Consider the following 17056-nt stretch of genomic DNA (forward strand, 5'->3'; position numbering starts at 1 on the left):
GCCATGGCTGACGTCAATCGACTGCTGAGAGAGCACGGCAAGACCTTCGCCGAGGAGGCGGGCATCACGCTGCGGGACAAGCCGGCCCCGCTCTACCAACTGCTGGTGCTGGCCACGCTCATGTCGGCCCGGATCCGTGCCGACATCGCGGTGGCGACCGCCCGCGAGCTGTTCCAGGCGGGCTGGCGAACGCCGCAGCGCATGGTGGATTCCACCTGGCAGCAGCGGGTCGACGCCCTCGGGCGCGGTGGTTACGTTCGCTACGACGAAAGCACCGCCACCCGCCTCGCCGACGGCGCGCAGCTGCTCATCGAGACGTGGCGGGGCGACCTGCGCCGGATGCGGCTGCCGCACCGGGACGTGCAGAGGTTCCCGGGGATCGCCGAGGTCGGCGCGGACATCTTCTGCCGCGAGGCGCAGGCGGTCTGGCCCCGGCTGCGGCCGTTCTTCGACCAGCGGGCCCTCGACGCGGCCAAGCACCACGGGCTGCCGAACGACCCGAAGGAGCTCGCCGGCATGGTCCAGCCGAGCCAGCTCGCGCCGCTGGCGGCGGCCCTGGTGCGAACCGAGCTCAGCGGGGTTTGACCGCGGCCCGTCGCGGTACCCGAAACCCATGGTGAGCATCGGATACTTCCTGTCCAGCGAGGAGTTCGGCCCCCGCGAACTGGTCCGGCAGGCCACCCTCGCCGAACGCGCCGGCTTCACCCGGCTGTGGATCTCCGACCACTACCACCCGTGGAACCGCCAGCAGGGCAACAGCCCGTTCGTGTGGTCGGTCATCGGCGCCCTCTCGGAACGCACGAGCCTGCCCATCACGACCGCCGTCACCTGCCCGACTGTGCGCATCCACCCGGCGGTCATCGCCCAGGCGGCGGCGACCGCGGCGGTGCAGTGCGAGGGCCGGTTCACGCTGGGAGTCGGCAGCGGCGAGGCGTTGAACGAGCACATCTTCGGCGACGCGTGGCCCACCGCCGACGTCCGGCTGTCCATGCTGGAGGAAGCCGTCGAGCTGATCCGGGCCCTGCACCGCGGCGGCCCCGTCAGCTACCAGGGCAAGCACTACACGGTGGATCAGGCCGAGGTCTTCACCCGGCCGCCGCAGCCGGTGCCGATCTACGTGTCCGGCTTCGGCCCGAAGGCGGCCGCGCTGGCCGGCCGGATCGGCGACGGTTTCGCCTGCGTGCAGCCGAACGCGGACCTGATCAGGACGTTCCGCGAGTCCGGTGGGGACGATCGTCCCACGCAGGGCGGCTTCAAGGTGTGCTACGCCCCCGACGAGCAGGAGGCCGTCGCGACCGCGCATCGGTTGTGGCCCAACGAACAGCTGCCGGGCGAACTCGCCCAGGTGTTGCCGACGCCGCGCCACTTCGAGCAGGCCAGCACGCTGGTGACGCCGGAGATGGTGGCCGAGGCGGTGCCGTGCGGTCCCGACCCACAGCGCTACGTCGACCAGCTGCGCACCTATCTCGACGCCGGGTACGACGAGGTCTACGTCCAGCAGATCGGGCCGGACCAGGACCAGTTCTTCGAGTTCTGGACGGAGCACGTGCTGCCCCGCGTGCCCGAACTGGTCCCGGCCTGAGGACCCGGTCAGCGCACGATGTACACGGGGCACATGGCGTGGTGCAGCGCGGTTCGGGCGGCCAGCCCGAGCCGTGCTCCCCCGCCGATCACGAGCAGGTCCGTCCCGTCCGGTACGGGCTCCGCCACCTGCTGGCGCACGACCTCCAGCACCGAGCGCGTGCGCCGCGCGTAGTCACGAGCCCGGGCGAGCACGGCGTCGTCGCCGTCACCCACCCACGCGGTGACCTTGCGGAGTTCGCCGTGGACGGCCTGCGGTCGGCCGCGCACGATGACGACGTCGCACTGGGCCGAGGCGGCCAGCGTCAAGGCGTGGTGCCCCACGCCGAGGTGGCACTTGTGCTGGCCCCGGCAGCCGAGCACGAGCAGCCCGGTCTCCGCGGCCGCCGAGTGCAGCGCCGAGGCGGCGTCTCGTCCGCTGCTGCGGATCCGCGCCGTCAACAGCGGATATGGTCGCAGGACGGAGCCGGTGCCGAGGTCGGCCGGCAGATCGGCCGGCAGGTCCTCGTACCGGCGGTCGGCCTCGTAGACGTCGAGTTCGAGGCCGGCGCGAAACGCGTGCCGCGCCGCCCAGCCCAGGGCCGCGCGCCCCCAGTACGAACCGTCCGTGCCCACCGTCACCCGTCCGGGACGGACACGCGTCACCTGAGAGGGAATCATGAGAGCGGACGGTCGCCGCTCGCCCAGTGCCACCACGTGAACCCCTGAAGTGTGAGACGGTCCCAAGTGGACCGTTGCATCGCTGGATGCCCGGCCGTGGCCGCTTCACACCACCGATTCAGTCCAGCCCGCGTAGCACGTTCGGCTCATCGTCGGTCTCCAGCTGGGGCAGGAACGCCTCGACCCAGCCGTCGGGGAGCAGCGCGTCGCCCTCGTCCGGCACGGGATCGCCGGACATGGTCGTGTCGGCCATGTTTCCTCCTTCAGCCCAAGGGAACTCTCGCCTCGGACATACCCGATGACGTGCAGTTCACACTTCGGAGGCGTACCGGTGGACCTGGCGGCGGAACTCAGGAGAACGGTGCACGGCGAGGTGCGGTTCGACGCCGGCAGCCGCGCCGCCTATTCGACCGACGGCTCCAACTACCGCCAGGTGCCCATCGGCGTCGTCGTGCCGAAGACCGTGGAGGACGCCGTCCGGGCGATCAAGGTCTGCCACGAGGCCGGCGTGCCGGTGCTGTCCCGCGGCGGCGGCACCAGCCTGGCCGGACAGTGCTGCAACGAGGCCGTCGTGCTGGACTGGACCAAGTACTGCACGCGGCTCGACACGGTCGACGTGGCGGCCAAGACGGCGATCGTGGAGCCCGGCATCGCGCTGGACCCGCTCAACGACCAGCTCTCCAGCCACCAGCTGATGGTCGGCCCGAAGCCGTCCACGCACGTCAGCTGCACCATCGGGGGCATGATCGGCAACAACTCCTGCGGATCGACCGCGCAGGCCTACGGCAAGATGGTCGACTCCGTGATCCGGCTGGAGATCCTCACCCACGACGGCTGCCGCGCCTGGGTCGGCGAGACCGATGACGCCGAGTACGAGCGGGTCGTGGCCGCCGGCGGCCGGCTTGCCGAGCTGTACCGGGGAATGCGCGAGATCCGCGACACGTACATGCAGGACATACGCACCCGGTACCCGAAGATTCCGCGCCGGGTCTCCGGCTACAACCTGGACTCGCTGCTGCCGGAGAACGGGTTCAACGTGGCGAAAGCACTGGTGGGCAGCGAAAGCACGCTCGTGACGGTGCTGCGCGCCGAGATCCGGCTGGTGGACGTGCTGCCGGCGCGAACGCTGGTGGTGCTGGGATTCCCGGACATCACGGCCGCCGCCGACTGCGTGCCGCACATCCTGCCGCACAACCCGGTGGCGCTGGAGGGTGTCGACGAGCAGCTCGTCCAGTTGGAGCACAGCGAGCACGTCGCCGAGCAGGCCATCAAGCAGCTGCCGAAGGGCAGCGGCTGGCTGATGGTCCAGTTCGCGGGCAAGGACCAGGAAGCGGTCGACAAGCAGGCGCAGGCGCTGTGCAACGACCTGCACCGCAAGCCGAACGCGCCGGACGTGTCCTTCCTCGACGACCCCAGCCGCGAGGAGGAGCTGTGGCAGGCAAGGGAAGCCGGCCTCGGCGCCACCGCCTATCCGCCGCAGGGGCCGGAGACGCACGAGGGCTGGGAGGACGCCGCCGTGCCACCGGAGAAGCTCGGCGACTACCTGCGCGAGTTCCGGAACCTGTTGGAGCGCTACGAGTACGAGAACGCGTCCCTGTACGGCCACTTCGGCCAGGGCTGTGTGCACACCCGCATCCCCTTCGACCTCAAGACCGCCGACGGCGTCGCCAGGTACCGCCGGTTCGCCAAGGACAGCGCGGAACTGGTGGTGTCGTTCGGCGGCTCGCTGTCCGGCGAGCACGGCGACGGCCAGTCCCGGGGCGAGCTGCTGCCGGTGATGTTCGGCAACCGCGTGGTCGAGGCGTTCGGGAAGATGAAGGCGCTGTTCGACCCGGACGACCTGATGAACCCCGGCAAGGTCGTGCACCCGCACCGGCTGGACGAGAACCTGCGGCAGGGCAGCGACTACCGGCCGTGGGAGCCGGCGACGAACTTCGCGTATCCCGACGACGACAACCGGTTCGCCAATGCGGCGGCGCGGTGCGTCGGCGTCGGCAAGTGCCGCGGGCACGAGAGCGGCGTGATGTGCCCGAGCTACCGGGCGACCCGCGAGGAGGAGCACTCCACCCGCGGCCGGGCCCGGCTGCTGTTCGAGATGCTGAACGGCTCGGTGATCACCGACGGGTGGCGGTCCGAGGCCGTCAACGACGCCCTGGACCTCTGCCTGGCGTGCAAGGGATGCAAGAGCGACTGTCCGGTCAATGTGGACATGGCGACGTACAAGGCGGAGTTCCTCTCCCACCACTACGAGGGCCGCTTGCGGCCGATCGCGCACTACTCGATGGGCTGGCTGCCGCTGTGGGCGCGGATCGCCGCCCTGGCGCCGAGCCTGGTCAACTCGGTGTCGAACCTGCGGCTGGTGAAGCTGCTCGGCGGCATCGCCCCACAGCGCGAAACCCCGCTGTTCGCGCGGCAACGGCTCGTGAAATGGCTTCGTGGCCGGACGAGCCCGGCCGGGCAGCGCGGCAAGGTCCTGCTGTGGCCGGACACCTTCACCAACAACTTCCACCCCGCCATCGGCCAGGCCGCCACCCAGGTGTTGGAGGCGGCCGGGTTCGAGGTGGTCAGTCCCGAGAGGACTGTCTGCTGTGGACTGACGTGGATCTCCACCGGCCAGCTCGCCACCGCGCGCCGCGTCGCTCGCCGCACCCTGGACGCGCTGCGGCCGCAGCTGCGCGACGGAACGCCGATCGTCGTGCTGGAACCCAGCTGTGCGGCGGTCTTCCGGGACGACCTGCCCAATCTCCTGCACGGTGACCAGGACGCCCACCGCCTCGCGCACCAGACCAAGACGCTCGCCGAGATCCTCACCGAGCAGGCGCCCGACTGGCGGCCGCCGACCGTCGGGCGGCGGGCCGTGGCGCAGCCGCACTGCCACCACCACGCCGTCCTCGGGTTCGACACCGACGAGAAGCTGATGCGGCAGTACGGGATTGACGTCGACGTGCTCGACGCCGGCTGCTGCGGCCTCGCCGGCAACTTCGGCTTCGAGAAGGAGCACTACGACGTGTCCATGGCGTGTGCCGAGGACAAGCTGCTGCCCGAGCTGCGCCAGGCCGGGGAGGCCACGCTGGTGCTGGCCGACGGGTTCAGCTGCCGCACCCAGATCGACCAGTCGGACGTGAACCAGAAACCCATGCACCTGGCCGAGGTGCTCGCGGCTGCGATTCATGGCACGCAGCCGCAGCCCGAGCGGCCGTCCGCGCCGGGCAGGGCGGCGCGGACGGCCGTGACGGTGGCCGGCGTCGCCGCCGTCACGGCCCCGGCCCTGGCCTGGCTGTTCCGGCGCTCGCGCTAAGAGTTCCTGGGCCGGGCCGGCCGTCTGTCACTCGAACCAGTCGCGGGCCAGTTGCGCCGAGCACTCCAGCAGCATGCCGTGCACGAACGCCTGCGGCAGGTTCCCGCGCAGCTGCCGCTGCCGCACGTCGTACTCCTCGGTGAACAGCCCCGGCGGCCCGCAGGACGCCCGGTTGCGCTCGAACAACCGCGCCGCCTCCACGCGGTCGCCCTGCTGCTCCATCGCCAGCGCGAGCCAGAACCCGCACACCAGGAACGCCCCCTCGGCCGCCCCCAGCGGCCGCTCGTCGTGCCGGAACCGGTAGACGTAGCCGTCCTGCACGAGATCGGCCCGCACCGCCCGGATCGTCTCGATGCTGCGGGGGTCGTCCACCGGCAGCGCGCCCCGGATCGCCGGCATCAGCAGGGCGGCGTCGACCGAGTCGTCGTCCACGGATCGTTGCCAGCGACCGGTCGGGTGCAGCGAGGTCCGGGTGGTCTCGGCGAGGATGGCGTCGGCGAGCGAGCTGCACCGGTTGGTCATCGTGAACCGGGCCGTGCGCCGGAGGCCGGCGACGCAGCTGAGGTTGGAATGCGTCCAGGCACGTTCGTCCAGCTCCCACACGCCGGCCTCCGTCTTGCGCCACTCCTGTTCGATGGCGTTCACGGCGACGTCGATGGCCCGCTTCGCGTCGGGGGTGAGCCGGTCGTGCTCGGCGGCGGCCGCGAACAGCAGCAGCGCCTCGCCGAAGGCGTCCAGCTGGAACTGGTGTCGGACCCGGTTGCCGACGTGGTCGGTGCCGCCGGGATAGCCCGGCAGGTCGAGTTCGCGCTGGTCGGGGATCTGGTCGCCGAGGACGGTGTACGCCGGGCGCAGGTCCGGCCCGTGTTCGAGGATCCGTTGCGAGACGAAGCGAACGGCGTCGTCGAGCAGGGGATGCGGCCCGTGCGCGGCCACCGACTGGCCGACGTAGCACTGGTCGCGGATCCAGGCGTAGCGGTAGTCGTAGTCACCACCGAGTTTGGCCCGCTCCGGCAGGGAAGTTGTTGCCGCGGCGACCATTCCGCCGGTGGCGGAGGTGAGCCCGCGCAGCACGGCGTAGGCGTGGGCGGTGTCGTTCGGCACCAGCGTGTCCGAACAGTCCGGCACGGCCTCGCGCCAGCCGTGTTCCGTCTCCTGCCAACAGAGTTCCGGATCCGGCGGCGGGTCGTCGAAGGGACGGTCGGAGACCTCCAGCACGAAGTCGTGGTGCCGACCGGCATCCACCACCACCCGGCCGTCGACCGCGCCGGACCACCGGACCCACTGCGAGCCGAACCGGGTCGTCCACACGTCGCCGTCGCGTTTGAAGTCGCCGTCGAGCCGCACCAGCATCTCCACCGGGTCGTCGTCGGCGAGAACTCGGCGCAGCAGCACGGCGCGGTGCGGATCGGCCGGCAGGGCGAGCGCTTCGCGGCACTCGACGATCGCGTCCCGGGTGATCCACCGGCTGTGCCAGATCAGCGTGCCGGGCTCGTAGTAGCCGCCCCAGACATGCCACTGGTCGGCCGGCGCCACCTGATAGTGCCCGCCGCCGCCGATCAGGCCGGCGAACACGGCGTCGTCGTGCCAGCGCGGCGCGCACATCCACGCCACGCAGCCCTGCGGGTCGATCAGGGCCCCGCGTTCGCCGTCGGCGACGAACGCGTACTCGCGAAGCACATGCGGTATGCAGTCCACACGGGACGGATACCCAGACTCAACTCACTCGGAACTGCTTCGCGTCGGCTTCCTTGAACACCAAGCCGTTGCCCGGCGTCTCGGCCGGTACGAGGCTGCCCGCGACCGGCTCCAGAGCGCCGTCGAACAGCATCTGCTCGATGCGGACGTGGTCGTGGAAGTACTCCAGGTGCCGGAAGTGCGTCGGCACCGTCGCGGCGTGCACGTGCGCCATCGGGGCGCAGTGCCCGGACAGCGGCTTGGTGGTGGTCGACGCGACCCGCAGGAACTCGGTGATGCCGGCGCAGCGCGTGATGTCCGCCTGCACCACGTCCACGCAGGGGGCCATGGCCTGGAAGTACTCCAGGTGATAGCCGTACTCCCCCGCCGTCACGTCCAGCGGCAGGTCGCGGGACAGCGCGGCGAGGCCCTGGAGGTCGTCGGAGCTGACCGGCTCCTCGAACCAGGTGACGTCGGCCTCCTCGACCAGCCGGCGACCCAGCCGCAGGGCCGTGACCTGGTCATATGCGCCGTTGGCGTCGACGTACAGCTCGACGTCGTCGCCGATCGCCGCCCGGACCGCGCGGGCCCGCTCCAGGTCGTCCTGCGGCGAGATGCCGATCTTCATCTTCACCCGCGAGATGCCCTGCTCCACCCAGCCGGCGAGCTGCGCGACCAGGTCGTCCCGGGAGTACGTGGTGAAGCCGCCGGAACCGTAGACCGGGACCTCAGCGCGGGCGGCCCCGAGCAGCCGGTGCAGGGGCACGTCGAGGGCACGGGCCTTGGCATCCCACAGCGCCATGTCGACGGCGGCGATCGCCATCGAACACAACCCGGGGCGGCCCAGGTTGCGGATCGCGGAACGCATCGCCTCCCAGGCGGCACCGGTCTCCCGCACGTCGATACCCACCACTCGCGGCCCGAGCAGGCCGTCCACCAGGCCTTTCAGGCACTCGTGGCCATAGGTGTGGCCGACGCCGGTCACGCCCGCCCGGGTACGGACCGTGACCAGCACCATCGTGGTCGCATCCCACGTCAGCGTGCCGTCCGCCTCCGGCCCGTCCGTCGGCACCGTGTAGGCGGCGGCGTCGACCTCCGTGACCTCGTGCCCGTCGCTCATGACGGGACAGAGACGTTGAGGCGGCCCAGGATCGCCAGGTCGTCGACGGCGCCCCAGCGCTCGACGATCTTGCCCCCGGCGAAGCGGGACATCTGCATGCCGCGGGTCTCCACCCGGTGTCCGGTCGCCGCCACGCCGTGGAAGCGACCGCGCTGCGTGCCGCTGAGCCGGTAGGCCAGCGCCACGTGGTCACCGTCGGCGATGAGGACGTCCTCCTCCAGGTGCAGGTCCGGGAAGGCCTCGCTCAGGTCGGCGAAGTACCGCTGGATGCCGTCGAAGCCGCCGCCGTGCTCCGGCGCGGGGTCGTGGTCGACGATGTCGTAGGCATACACCTCGTCCAGCCGGTCGAACGCCTGCCGGTTCACCAGGTCCAGCAGCAGCCGGACCGTGCGCACGTTCTCGTCGCGTGTCATTCCCCAGCGTCCTTCGCGTTGTCGTAGACCAGTTGCAGGCCGTCGGACACGGCGACGGCGGTCAACGTCGTGCACGCCAGGCGGGTCACCCGCGGCGCGAACACCATGCCCGCCGTCAGTCCCGTCGCCACCCACACCGCCAAGCAGAACGGGCAGGTGATCAACTCGCCGGCGGCGTGCCGAATCCCGTTGCCGCGCACCGACTCCATCAGCTCGCCCTCGCCCGCCGGCTCCTCGTACCGTGTGAACGGCGCGCGCAGCGGGCTGGTCACCGCGTCCTTGCTCAGCAGGCGGCTGAGCTTGTGCGTGGCGACGGAGAGCAGCACCGTGTCCATGGGACTCGGCTTGGGCGGCGTGATCCGCAGCACCTTGGCCACCGCGGCCATCGCGGTGGTCAGGCCGCCGTACACGCCGAGCACGACGAGGTAGCCCCCGAGGGGGCGTTCCTCGTCGCCCTGGTACTGCTGCTTGACCCGGCGAATGACCGTCTGTACTGACATGCCTCCCACTTCCGTCGGCTCCTAGTGCGTTACCCCGTGGCGACGCGGGTAATCATCGGGTGGTTGGGCACCCCGTTGACATGCGGCGCTTCGACGACGTGCACCGGATCGCGATACTGCGCGGCGGCGGCCCCGGCGACCTCATGTTCGTGCACCCCGCGGCGCACGCCCTACGCAACGCCTATCCGGAGGCGGAAATCGTGCTGCTGGGCACGGCCGCCCACGCCGAGCTGCTCGCAGGCAGACCGGGCCCGATCCACCGCGTGCTGCGCCTGCCCGTGTCGAAGGGGATCTACGAGCCGCCGCCGGGTCAGGACGACGATCCGCCGACACTGCACGACTTCTTCCAGGCAGCGCTGGCCGAACGGTTCGATCTGGCCTGCCAGCTGCACGGCGGCGGCCGGTGGTCCAACCCGTTCCTGCGCAGCCTCGGCGCCCGGCACACCGTCGGCACGAGGACGCCGGGCGCGGCGGTGCTCACGCGGTGGCTGCCATACCGCCACTACCAGCACGAAGCGTTGCGTTGGTTGGAAGTCGTGCACCTCGCCGGTGCGCCGACCGTCACGATGGACGCGGGATTCGCCGTCACCGCCGAGGATCTGGACGCGGCCGCCAAGGCGTTGAACGGCCTGCCGGGGCGGCTGGTGACCCTGCACCCGGGCGCGACCGACCCGCGCCGGTGCTGGCCCGCCGAGAAGTTCGCCTCGGTCGCCACGCATGCCGTCGCCTCCGGCCACAGTGTCGCGGTCGTCGGCGCCGGCGCCGACACGGAGCTCGTGCAGTACATCGTGGACCGTTCCAGGCGAGCTTCCCGCTCGCCGCAACGGATTCGCTGCCTGGCCGAGAAGCTCGACCTGCACGGCCTGGTCGGAGTACTGGCCCGCAGCGCCGTAGTGGTCGCCAACGACAGCGGACCGCGCCACATAGCCGAGGCCATCGGCACCCCGACCGTGAGCATCTTCTGGTGCGGCAACATGATCAACGCCGGACCGTTCTGGCGCGGCAACCACCGCCCACACATCGCATGGACGGCGACCTGCCCGGGCTGCGGCCGCCCGCTGACCGATCCGGACGACTATTCGGAGTGCGACGACGACGATTCCTGGGTCGCGTCCGTCCCGGTCGCCACCGTGCTGGCCGACATGGACGACCTCCTCGCGGCCGCTCCCCGTGCATGACGTCCTGACCAGCGGGTAACTCCCCTGGGTAGGAACTGCCACGCTGGGAGGAAAGATGCCTCGAGACGATGCCTCCACCGGCCAGCTGCTGAGCCGGTTGAGCGAGCAACTGTCCACCTTGGTCAGGGACGAAGCGCAGCTGGCGGTGGTGGAGGTCAAGACCAAGGCCAAGGCGGCGGGGCTGGGCGTGGGCGTGCTGGCCGGCGCGGGTCTGTTCGGCTTCCTCGGCCTGTGCGCGCTGGTCGCCTGCGCGATCATCGCCCTGGCCCTGGTGTGGCCGGCCTGGCTGGCCGCGCTGGCGGTCGGCGGCGCGCTGCTGGTGTTCGCCGGCGGCCTCGGCACGTTCGCGCTGCTCAAGCTGCGCAAGGGCGTGCCGCCGGTGCCGCAGGAGACCGTCGCCAACGTCAAGGACGACGCGGCGATCATCCGCCGGGCGGTGACCCGGTGACCCAGCCCGATGATCCCGCGCTGCTACGCGAGGAGATCGAGCGGACCCGTGAGGAGATCGTGGACACCATCGCGCGGCTGCGCGGCAAGGCCGACCGGGTCAGCCGGCTGCCGGTCGTCCTGCTCGCCGCCAGCGGGTTCGGCCTGCTGGTGCTCGTGATCCTGCTGCTACGTCGACGATGAGCGGCGGGTCCAGCGCGCCGCCTCCTCGGCCCGGGCGGCGGCGAGCTGGTCCACCTCCTCCGGCGGGTCCGGACGGAGCGTCGAACCCGGCCGGGGCTTTCCGGCCAGGCCGAGGGCGTTGGCCCGGCGCGGCACCTTCGCCCCCTGGTACGGCAGCGGGTGGTCGGCCAGCGGCTGTTCGAGGTCGATGAAGTCGCCCTCGGGCGTGCGGCGGATGACGCCGGTCTCGATGCCCTCCTCCAGCACGTCGCGGTCACGCCGCTGGAGCCCGACGCAGAGCCGGTACACGGCGGTGTAGGCGATCGGCGGCAGGATCAGCAGCCCGATCCGGCCGGCCCAGATGGTGGCGTTGAGCGAGATGTCGAACACGTGGGCGATGACGTCGTTGCCGCCGGAGATCAGCAGCACCAGCACGAACGTCACCGCCATCGCCCCGAGCCCGGACCGCACGGGCACGTCCCGCGGCCGCTGCAACAGGTTGTGCCGGGCCTTGTCCTTGGTGAACCACCGCTCGATCCACGGGAACAACGCGGCCGTGGTGATCAGCGTGATCGGCAGCACCACCGTCGGCCAGAACACCGGCGGGATCCGCCACTGTCCGAACAGGACGATCGGCCAGTCCGGCATCAGCCGCGCCGAGCCGTCCAGCCAGCCGATGTACCAGTCGGGCTGGGAGCCGGCGGAGACCTGGTCCGGCCGGTACGGGCCGTAGTTCCACACCGGATTGATCTGGAAGATGCCGCCCATCAGGCCCAGCACGCCGACGACGCCGGTGAACAGCGCCCCGCTGTGCAGCGCGAACGTCGGCACGATGCGCACGCCGACGACGTTGCGCTCGGTGCGGGAGACGCCCGGGAACTGGGTGTGCTTCTGGTACCACACCACGGCGAGGTGCACGGCGATCAGCGCCAGGATGATGCCCGGGATCAGCAGCACGTGCGCGATGTACAGCCGGCTGTTGAGGATGTCCCCCGGGAACTCGCCGCCGAAGATCAGCCAGTTCAGCCAGGTGCCGATCACCGGGATGGACTGCGCGATGCCGGACATGATGCGCAACCCGGTGCCGGACAACAGGTCGTCGGGCAGCGAGTAGCCGGCGAAGCCCTCGGCCATGCCCAGCGTGAACAGCGTGACGCCGATGACCCAGTTCATCTCGCGGGGCTTGCGGAACGCGCCGGTGAGGAAGATCCGGGCCATGTGCACGAGGATCGCCGCCATGAACAGCAGCGCCGCCCAGTGGTGGATCTGCCGCACGAACAGGCCGCCGCGCACGTCGAAGGAGAGGTCCACGGTCGTCTCGAACGCCCGGGACATCCTCATGCCGCGCAGCGTCGCGAAGGTGCCGTCGTACGTGACCTGTTGCAGCGACGGGTCGAAGAAGAAGGCGAGGTACGTGCCCGTGAGCAGCAGCACCACGAAGCTGTACAGGGCGATCTCGCCGAGCAGGAACGACCAGTGCGTCGGGAAGACCTTGGACAGCTGCCGGCGCAGGCCGGCGGCGAGGTGGAACCGCTCGTCCAGCGCGCGGCTCGCGGTGCCCTCGGTGAACAGCTCGCCCCGGGGGCGCATCGACGGCTTCATTGCCACCCCAGTTCCCAGAACTCCGGGCCGACCGGCTGCCGGAAGTCGCCGGTGGCGTAGAAGGATCCGGTGGTCTCGTCGACCGCGATGGGCAGCTGCGGCAGCGGGCGGGCGGCCGGCCCGAAGATCGGTGTGCACGACTGGAGGACGTCGAACTGCGACTGGTGGCACGGGCACACCAGCCGGTCGGTCTGCTGCTCGAACATCGACACCGGGCAGCCCAGATGCGTGCACAACTTGGAGAACGCGTAGTACTCGCCGACGTTGTCGTGATCCTGCCCCGGTTTCGCATCGACCTTCTGCCCCGGCCGCAGCCGAATCAGGATCGCGGGCGTGTCGCCGCGGTCGAACACCGCGGCCAGCTTCTCGGGGTCGCCGCGGTCGCTCTCCCGAAAGGGGTACACCGTCTCGATCGCGCCGGCGTCGAGGTCCGCGGGCCGCACCAGTTCGACCTTGTGCGGATCGCCGACGTCGCGGCGCAGGAACACCCGCTCGCCCGTGGTGTACCAGCCGCTGTGCCACACGGTGTCGGCCGGCGGCTGCCGCCAGGGGTCGCGGATCAGGCCGCCGACCGCCGCGAGCAGCGTCCCGAGCACGGGGATGGCGACCACGCCGCCGGCCATGCCGATCACCAGCCGGCGGCGGGGCAGACCGGCCCGCCGGACCGTGTCGGTGACCAGCGCCGATGTCGTCGTCCGGTCGAACTCGCCGGACGGGTCGTCGTGGCGCTCCTGGACCGCCACCTCCTCCGGCAGGAACCTCTGCGAGTACCGGATGACCGCCACCGCCAGCAGCAGCACGCAGCCGCCGCCGGTGATCCCGAGCAGCGGCGTGTACAGCTCGTAGCCGTCCGCCGGGTAGCGGTACGGCCAGGCCAGGTAGACCACGAAGAAGCCGATGCCGAACAGCGCCGCCAGCCCCAGCCAGGTGACCACGCCCCGGACGGCGCGGCGCTCCGCCCGGGTGCCGGGCAGCGGCCAGCGGTCGGCGTACCTGACGAGGTGCACCCCGTCCGCCTCCAGGCCGGCCCGCAGCAGATCGTCCCTCGTGCGGCCGTCCAGGTCGCGTCTGTCCAGGGTCACACCAGCGGAATTCCCGCGAAAACGGTGGCCAAACTCGTCCGGGACGCCCCGACCCCGGGAGATACCCGGGTGGCCCGGGAGATCGTCCCGGGGGATTTGGGGGTGGATTCCCTGTTGGCCGGGAATGGGCCGGTCGGAGGATACCGCCGCCTGCTCCGAACGGCGTTGGGGGATGCGCGAATGACCGAGGAACCGGTGTGGCGGCGGCCGATCGGCCGCCGGCTGGTGCTGCTGGCCGGCGGCAGCGGGCTGCTCGCGGCGGCCCTGCCGACGGGGTCGCCGCTCCAGACGCTGCCGGCGGCGGACGCGACGCCGTCGCTGACGCTGGACCTGCTGCGGCGGCAGGACATGCTGAAGCTGCGGTACGAGTTCTACAACCTCCAGCTGGCCGACGGCCGCCTGGTGGCGGTGGATCCGGCGCAGCAGTCGCTGATCAAGGTGCGGTTCGACGCGCAGCATGTGATGGAGCAGACGGAGTTCGTGTCGGCGTCGAGGGACGACACCGGGCCGATCCCGCCGCCGGACACGATGCCGAAGCCGGGCACGATCGCGGCGAAGGCGGTCGATCCGAGCCAGCTGGTGTTCCTGGTGCCGACGACGGTCAAGGAGCTGCCGTTCACCGAGGAAGGCCTGCTGAACTGGACCAGCTGGGTCATGCAGGTGGTGCCGAAGTCGAGGGTGAAGCCGGCGCTGTACACCGACCTGCTGCTGGTGGACTGGCTGCACCTGACGCCGGAGGCGAGCTCGTCCTGGGTGCACCTGGCGACCCCGCTGACCTCGCAGGGCCGCACCGAGCTGTGGCACACCCGGCTGGCGCTGCGCGACGAGCACGGCCTGCCGGACGCCGCGCGGGGGCCGGCGCCGGTCCGGGCGTTCGACGCTGATCCGATCACGCTGCCGACGCCGTACAAGTCGCTGATCGGCTACGGCAGCGACACCAACGTGACGCAGGAGATCGTCACCCAGACGAACACGATCAACCCGGTCGACGCCGACCTGCTGCTGCTCAGCGCCCAGGGATCGTCGGTCGAGCTGGCCGGCGACTGGCCGTCGCCGGCGCCGGTGGCGCAGTGGCGGCACCGGTCGTCGATCGGCCGCGACAACCACGTCCGCATCGAGCAGCGCGGATTCCTGTTCCCGTACGGACATCGGGCGACGGTGATCACCGAGACCGAGCGGACCGTCGTGGACGGTGTGGCGCAGTTCCTGCAACGCGCCTACCTCCGGGTCCGCGAGCCGGTGAAGCAGTACCAGGACCACTCGCTGCCGTTCACGGCCGTCGAGATCGCGATGACCACCACGCCGAACCTGACCGCCAGCCCGGACGTGGTGTCCGGCAACACCTTCTGGGTGCAGTACGACACCGCCACCGGCCAGGCCGACGTGCCGTTCCCGATGATCGCCACCGACTGGGCGGGCGCGCGGTCCGAGTTCACCGCGTTCCTGGCGTTCGTGCACATCGAGGACGCGTACGACAGCGACGGCCTCAACCGGCTGCGCACCAAGTTCAGCAACGCCGCCTTCGACGACGACGCCTTCAAGGACGGCCGGCGGGTGCACGACCTCGGCGGCCAGCACGTGGCCTACGCGCCGCCCGCGGCGAGCACGCTGAGCGCCCAGGACGCGGCCCCGGCCGACGCCGGCTCGACGGCGTTCCCGACCGCGCTGATGTACCTCAGCAGCGTCGCCGGCGATCCGCTCGGCAAGTCGAAGATCCCCGAGGTGCCGAACTTCGGGCCGTCCATGCTGGCCGCGAAGGTGTCGCTGCCGGCGGTGACCAAGCTGGTGCAGAAGGAGATCACCTCGGTCATCGGCTTCGACCCGGTATACGTGGCGAAGGGCATCGAGGGGGCCACCGCGCAGACCTTCGCCCGCGTGCAGGACTCGGTGAACGCGGTCGGCCAGGTGTTGCAGGCCCTCGGGCTGCCGCCCGACCAGCGGCACTTCCCCGAGATCCCGTCGGAGGTGCGGGTCGCCTTCTCGGCGACGGTGAGCAGCGTCGGCGGCGTCGCCGTGCCCGACCTGAACATCGGCGCGCTGTCCCGGTCGCTGGGCCCCATCGGCGGCGCCCCGGCCGACATCGAGAAGTTCCTGGTGGACCGCACGTTCGACCCGAGGAAGTACCTGGCCACCAGCGCGAAGCTGCTCGGGGGCGTCGACCTCGGGCAGGTCATCGGGGCCAACGGCAACCTGCTGGACATCGACAACGGCCCCAAGATCGTCACGACCCCGGTCTACCCGGGCAACGACACCACCCGGCCGCCGTCGTCGATCACCACCACCGTCGACTGGAAACCCAAGCTGCCCGACCCCGGCAAGGGCGTGGCCTTCGGCGTCTTCCTGCCCAAGACCGACGACGGCCCGGCCAGCATGACCCTGCACGGGGAGTTCCACACCAGCGTCGGTCTCGACCCGAAGACCACCTACACGATCAAGGGCGACCTGCGGAACTTCACCCTGGAGCTGGTCAAGGGCGACGACACCAGCCTGCACTTCATCGACCTGGCGTTCCGCCGGCTCACGTTCGAGACCAGCGACAACGTCAAGCCGAAGCTGCACGTGGACATCGCGAAGGTGGGCTTCGCCGGGCCGCTGGACTTCGTGAACACGCTGGAGCAGTACCTGGTCAGCACCGGCGACGGCGTGCACATCGACGTGCAGCCCAGCGGCATCGAGGCCGGCTACACGCTGGCCGTCCCCGATGTCGGCGTCGGCGTGTTCTCCCTGCAGCACCTGGCCTTCACCGCCGGGCTGAACCTGCCGTTCGACGGCAGCGCGGCGCGGGCCCGGTTCGCGTTCTGCAGCCGCGAGCACCCGTTCACGCTGGCCGTGTCGCTGTTCGGCGGCGGCGGGTTCATGGCGCTGGCCCTGGGCACCGACGGCTTCGAGCTGGTCGAGGCGTCCATCGAGTTCGGCGGCTGCGTCGCGTTCAACCTGGGCGTGGCCAGCGGCTCGGTGTCGGTGATGGCCGGCATCTACTTCAAACTCGAACAGAAGGACAGCGACGACATCGTCACGCTGTCCGGCTACCTGCGGGCCACCGGCCAGCTCAACGTGCTCGGCCTGATCACCATCTCCGCCGAGTTCTACCTCGCCCTGAGCTACACCAGCGACGGCGGCAGCAACAAGGTCGCCGGCGACGCCTCGCTCACCGTGGAGATCGACATCCTGTTCTTCCACAAGTCGGTGTCGCTGAGCGTGCACAAGGAGTTCGCCGGCCCGTCGGGCCAGCGGTCGCTGCGGGCGGCCGCCACGGCCGCGCCGCCGAAGTTCGGCGACCAGCTGAGCCAGGACGACTGGAACACCTACTGCGACGCGTTCGCGGGCTAGAGGGGA

General features: G+C 70.8%; 15 protein-coding genes. 7 read left to right on the plus strand and 8 right to left on the minus strand.

Annotated features, from left to right (window positions below):
* Positions 1-3: 3 nt before the first annotated feature.
* Together BCF44_RS34990 and BCF44_RS34995 are read left to right on the plus strand one after the other, a co-directional pair.
* On the plus strand, positions 4-585 hold the full coding sequence (locus BCF44_RS34990) for an endonuclease (RefSeq protein ID WP_116178713.1): 582 nt from the start codon (positions 4-6) through the stop codon (positions 583-585).
* A gap of 28 nt (positions 586-613) precedes the next feature.
* On the plus strand, positions 614-1582 hold the full coding sequence (locus BCF44_RS34995) for a TIGR03557 family F420-dependent LLM class oxidoreductase (RefSeq protein ID WP_116178714.1): 969 nt from the start codon (positions 614-616) through the stop codon (positions 1580-1582).
* Positions 1583-1590: 8 nt separating this feature from the next.
* Here the strand turns inward: BCF44_RS34995 and BCF44_RS35000 are convergent, their stop codons facing one another.
* Positions 1591-2226 (minus strand): hypothetical protein, encoded by a 636-nt coding sequence (locus BCF44_RS35000; RefSeq protein WP_147328743.1) that lies wholly within the window; start codon positions 2224-2226, stop codon positions 1591-1593.
* A gap of 133 nt (positions 2227-2359) precedes the next feature.
* Positions 2360-2494, minus strand: coding sequence for a hypothetical protein (locus BCF44_RS58690; protein WP_281283173.1), 135 nt, complete (start codon positions 2492-2494; stop codon positions 2360-2362).
* A 78-nt stretch (positions 2495-2572) separates the two neighbouring features.
* Between BCF44_RS58690 and BCF44_RS35005 the strand changes: the two genes are divergently transcribed.
* Complete coding sequence (locus BCF44_RS35005) at positions 2573-5539, plus strand: FAD-binding and (Fe-S)-binding domain-containing protein (protein ID WP_342775678.1); 2967 nt, start codon at positions 2573-2575, stop codon at positions 5537-5539.
* Positions 5540-5566: 27 nt separating this feature from the next.
* Here BCF44_RS35005 and BCF44_RS35010 read toward each other — a convergent pair whose 3' ends face one another.
* The 4 genes from BCF44_RS35010 to BCF44_RS35025 are packed head-to-tail and all read right to left on the minus strand — an operon-like array spanning position 5567 to position 9249.
* Positions 5567-7219, minus strand: a complete 1653-nt coding sequence (locus BCF44_RS35010; protein WP_246015924.1) for a glycoside hydrolase family 15 protein — start codon at positions 7217-7219, stop codon at positions 5567-5569.
* Between the two features lie 37 nt (positions 7220-7256).
* Complete coding sequence (locus tag BCF44_RS35015; RefSeq protein WP_116178717.1) at positions 7257-8336, minus strand: enolase C-terminal domain-like protein; 1080 nt, start codon at positions 8334-8336, stop codon at positions 7257-7259.
* Complete coding sequence (locus tag BCF44_RS35020) at positions 8333-8749, minus strand: ester cyclase (RefSeq protein WP_116178718.1); 417 nt, start codon at positions 8747-8749, stop codon at positions 8333-8335. The genes BCF44_RS35015 and BCF44_RS35020 overlap by 4 nt, the downstream gene beginning before the upstream one ends.
* Complete coding sequence (locus BCF44_RS35025) at positions 8746-9249, minus strand: DUF1360 domain-containing protein (protein WP_116178719.1); 504 nt, start codon at positions 9247-9249, stop codon at positions 8746-8748. The genes BCF44_RS35020 and BCF44_RS35025 overlap by 4 nt, the downstream gene beginning before the upstream one ends.
* Before the next feature lie 80 nt (positions 9250-9329).
* Here BCF44_RS35025 and BCF44_RS35030 point away from each other — a divergent pair, with 80 nt between their 5' ends.
* The 3 genes from BCF44_RS35030 to BCF44_RS35040 are packed head-to-tail and all read left to right on the plus strand — an operon-like array spanning position 9330 to position 11057.
* Entirely contained in the window at positions 9330-10427 is a 1098-nt protein-coding gene (locus tag BCF44_RS35030) for a glycosyltransferase family 9 protein (protein ID WP_116178720.1), read from the plus strand.
* A gap of 55 nt (positions 10428-10482) precedes the next feature.
* Positions 10483-10875: a phage holin family protein gene (locus BCF44_RS35035; protein WP_116178721.1), complete on the plus strand. Its 393-nt coding sequence runs from the start codon at positions 10483-10485 to the stop codon at positions 10873-10875.
* Positions 10872-11057: a DUF3618 domain-containing protein gene (locus tag BCF44_RS35040; protein WP_116178722.1), complete on the plus strand. Its 186-nt coding sequence runs from the start codon at positions 10872-10874 to the stop codon at positions 11055-11057. Before BCF44_RS35035 ends, BCF44_RS35040 begins: the two co-directional genes overlap by 4 nt.
* Here the strand turns inward: BCF44_RS35040 and qcrB are convergent.
* Complete coding sequence (gene qcrB / locus BCF44_RS35045) at positions 11043-12626, minus strand: cytochrome bc1 complex cytochrome b subunit (protein ID WP_170217905.1); 1584 nt, start codon at positions 12624-12626, stop codon at positions 11043-11045. The two genes, BCF44_RS35040 and qcrB, sit on opposite strands and share 15 nt — an antisense overlap.
* Before the next feature lie 8 nt (positions 12627-12634).
* Positions 12635-13720 carry a cytochrome bc1 complex Rieske iron-sulfur subunit gene (gene qcrA, locus BCF44_RS35050; RefSeq protein WP_246015926.1) on the minus strand — a complete coding sequence of 362 codons (1086 nt, stop codon included), beginning with the start codon at positions 13718-13720 and terminating at the stop codon, positions 12635-12637.
* Positions 13721-13900: 180 nt separating this feature from the next.
* Between qcrA and BCF44_RS35055 the strand changes: the two genes are divergently transcribed.
* The gene (locus tag BCF44_RS35055) at positions 13901-17050 is read left to right on the plus strand and encodes a hypothetical protein (protein ID WP_246015928.1); all 3150 of its coding nucleotides are present in this window, start codon (positions 13901-13903) and stop codon (positions 17048-17050) included.
* Positions 17051-17056: the final 6 nt, after the last annotated feature.

The organism is Kutzneria buriramensis (assembly GCF_003387475.1).
Taxonomy (GTDB): domain Bacteria; phylum Actinomycetota; class Actinomycetes; order Mycobacteriales; family Pseudonocardiaceae; genus Kutzneria; species Kutzneria buriramensis.

Coding starts and splice junctions, on each gene's coding strand:
- BCF44_RS35025 (WP_116178719.1), bottom strand. CDS start 9,249: ATGTCAGTACAGACGGTCATTCGCCGGGTCAAGCAGCAGTACCAGGGC.
- qcrB (WP_170217905.1), bottom strand. CDS start 12,626: ATGCGCCCCCGGGGCGAGCTGTTCACCGAGGGCACCGCGAGCCGCGCG.
- BCF44_RS35015 (WP_116178717.1), bottom strand. CDS start 8,336: ATGAGCGACGGGCACGAGGTCACGGAGGTCGACGCCGCCGCCTACACG.
- BCF44_RS35055 (WP_246015928.1), top strand. CDS start 13,901: ATGACCGAGGAACCGGTGTGGCGGCGGCCGATCGGCCGCCGGCTGGTG.
- BCF44_RS35020 (WP_116178718.1), bottom strand. CDS start 8,749: ATGACACGCGACGAGAACGTGCGCACGGTCCGGCTGCTGCTGGACCTG.
- BCF44_RS35030 (WP_116178720.1), top strand. CDS start 9,330: ATGCGGCGCTTCGACGACGTGCACCGGATCGCGATACTGCGCGGCGGC.
- BCF44_RS58690 (WP_281283173.1), bottom strand. CDS start 2,494: ATGGCCGACACGACCATGTCCGGCGATCCCGTGCCGGACGAGGGCGAC.
- BCF44_RS34995 (WP_116178714.1), top strand. CDS start 614: ATGGTGAGCATCGGATACTTCCTGTCCAGCGAGGAGTTCGGCCCCCGC.
- BCF44_RS35035 (WP_116178721.1), top strand. CDS start 10,483: ATGCCTCGAGACGATGCCTCCACCGGCCAGCTGCTGAGCCGGTTGAGC.
- BCF44_RS34990 (WP_116178713.1), top strand. CDS start 4: ATGGCTGACGTCAATCGACTGCTGAGAGAGCACGGCAAGACCTTCGCC.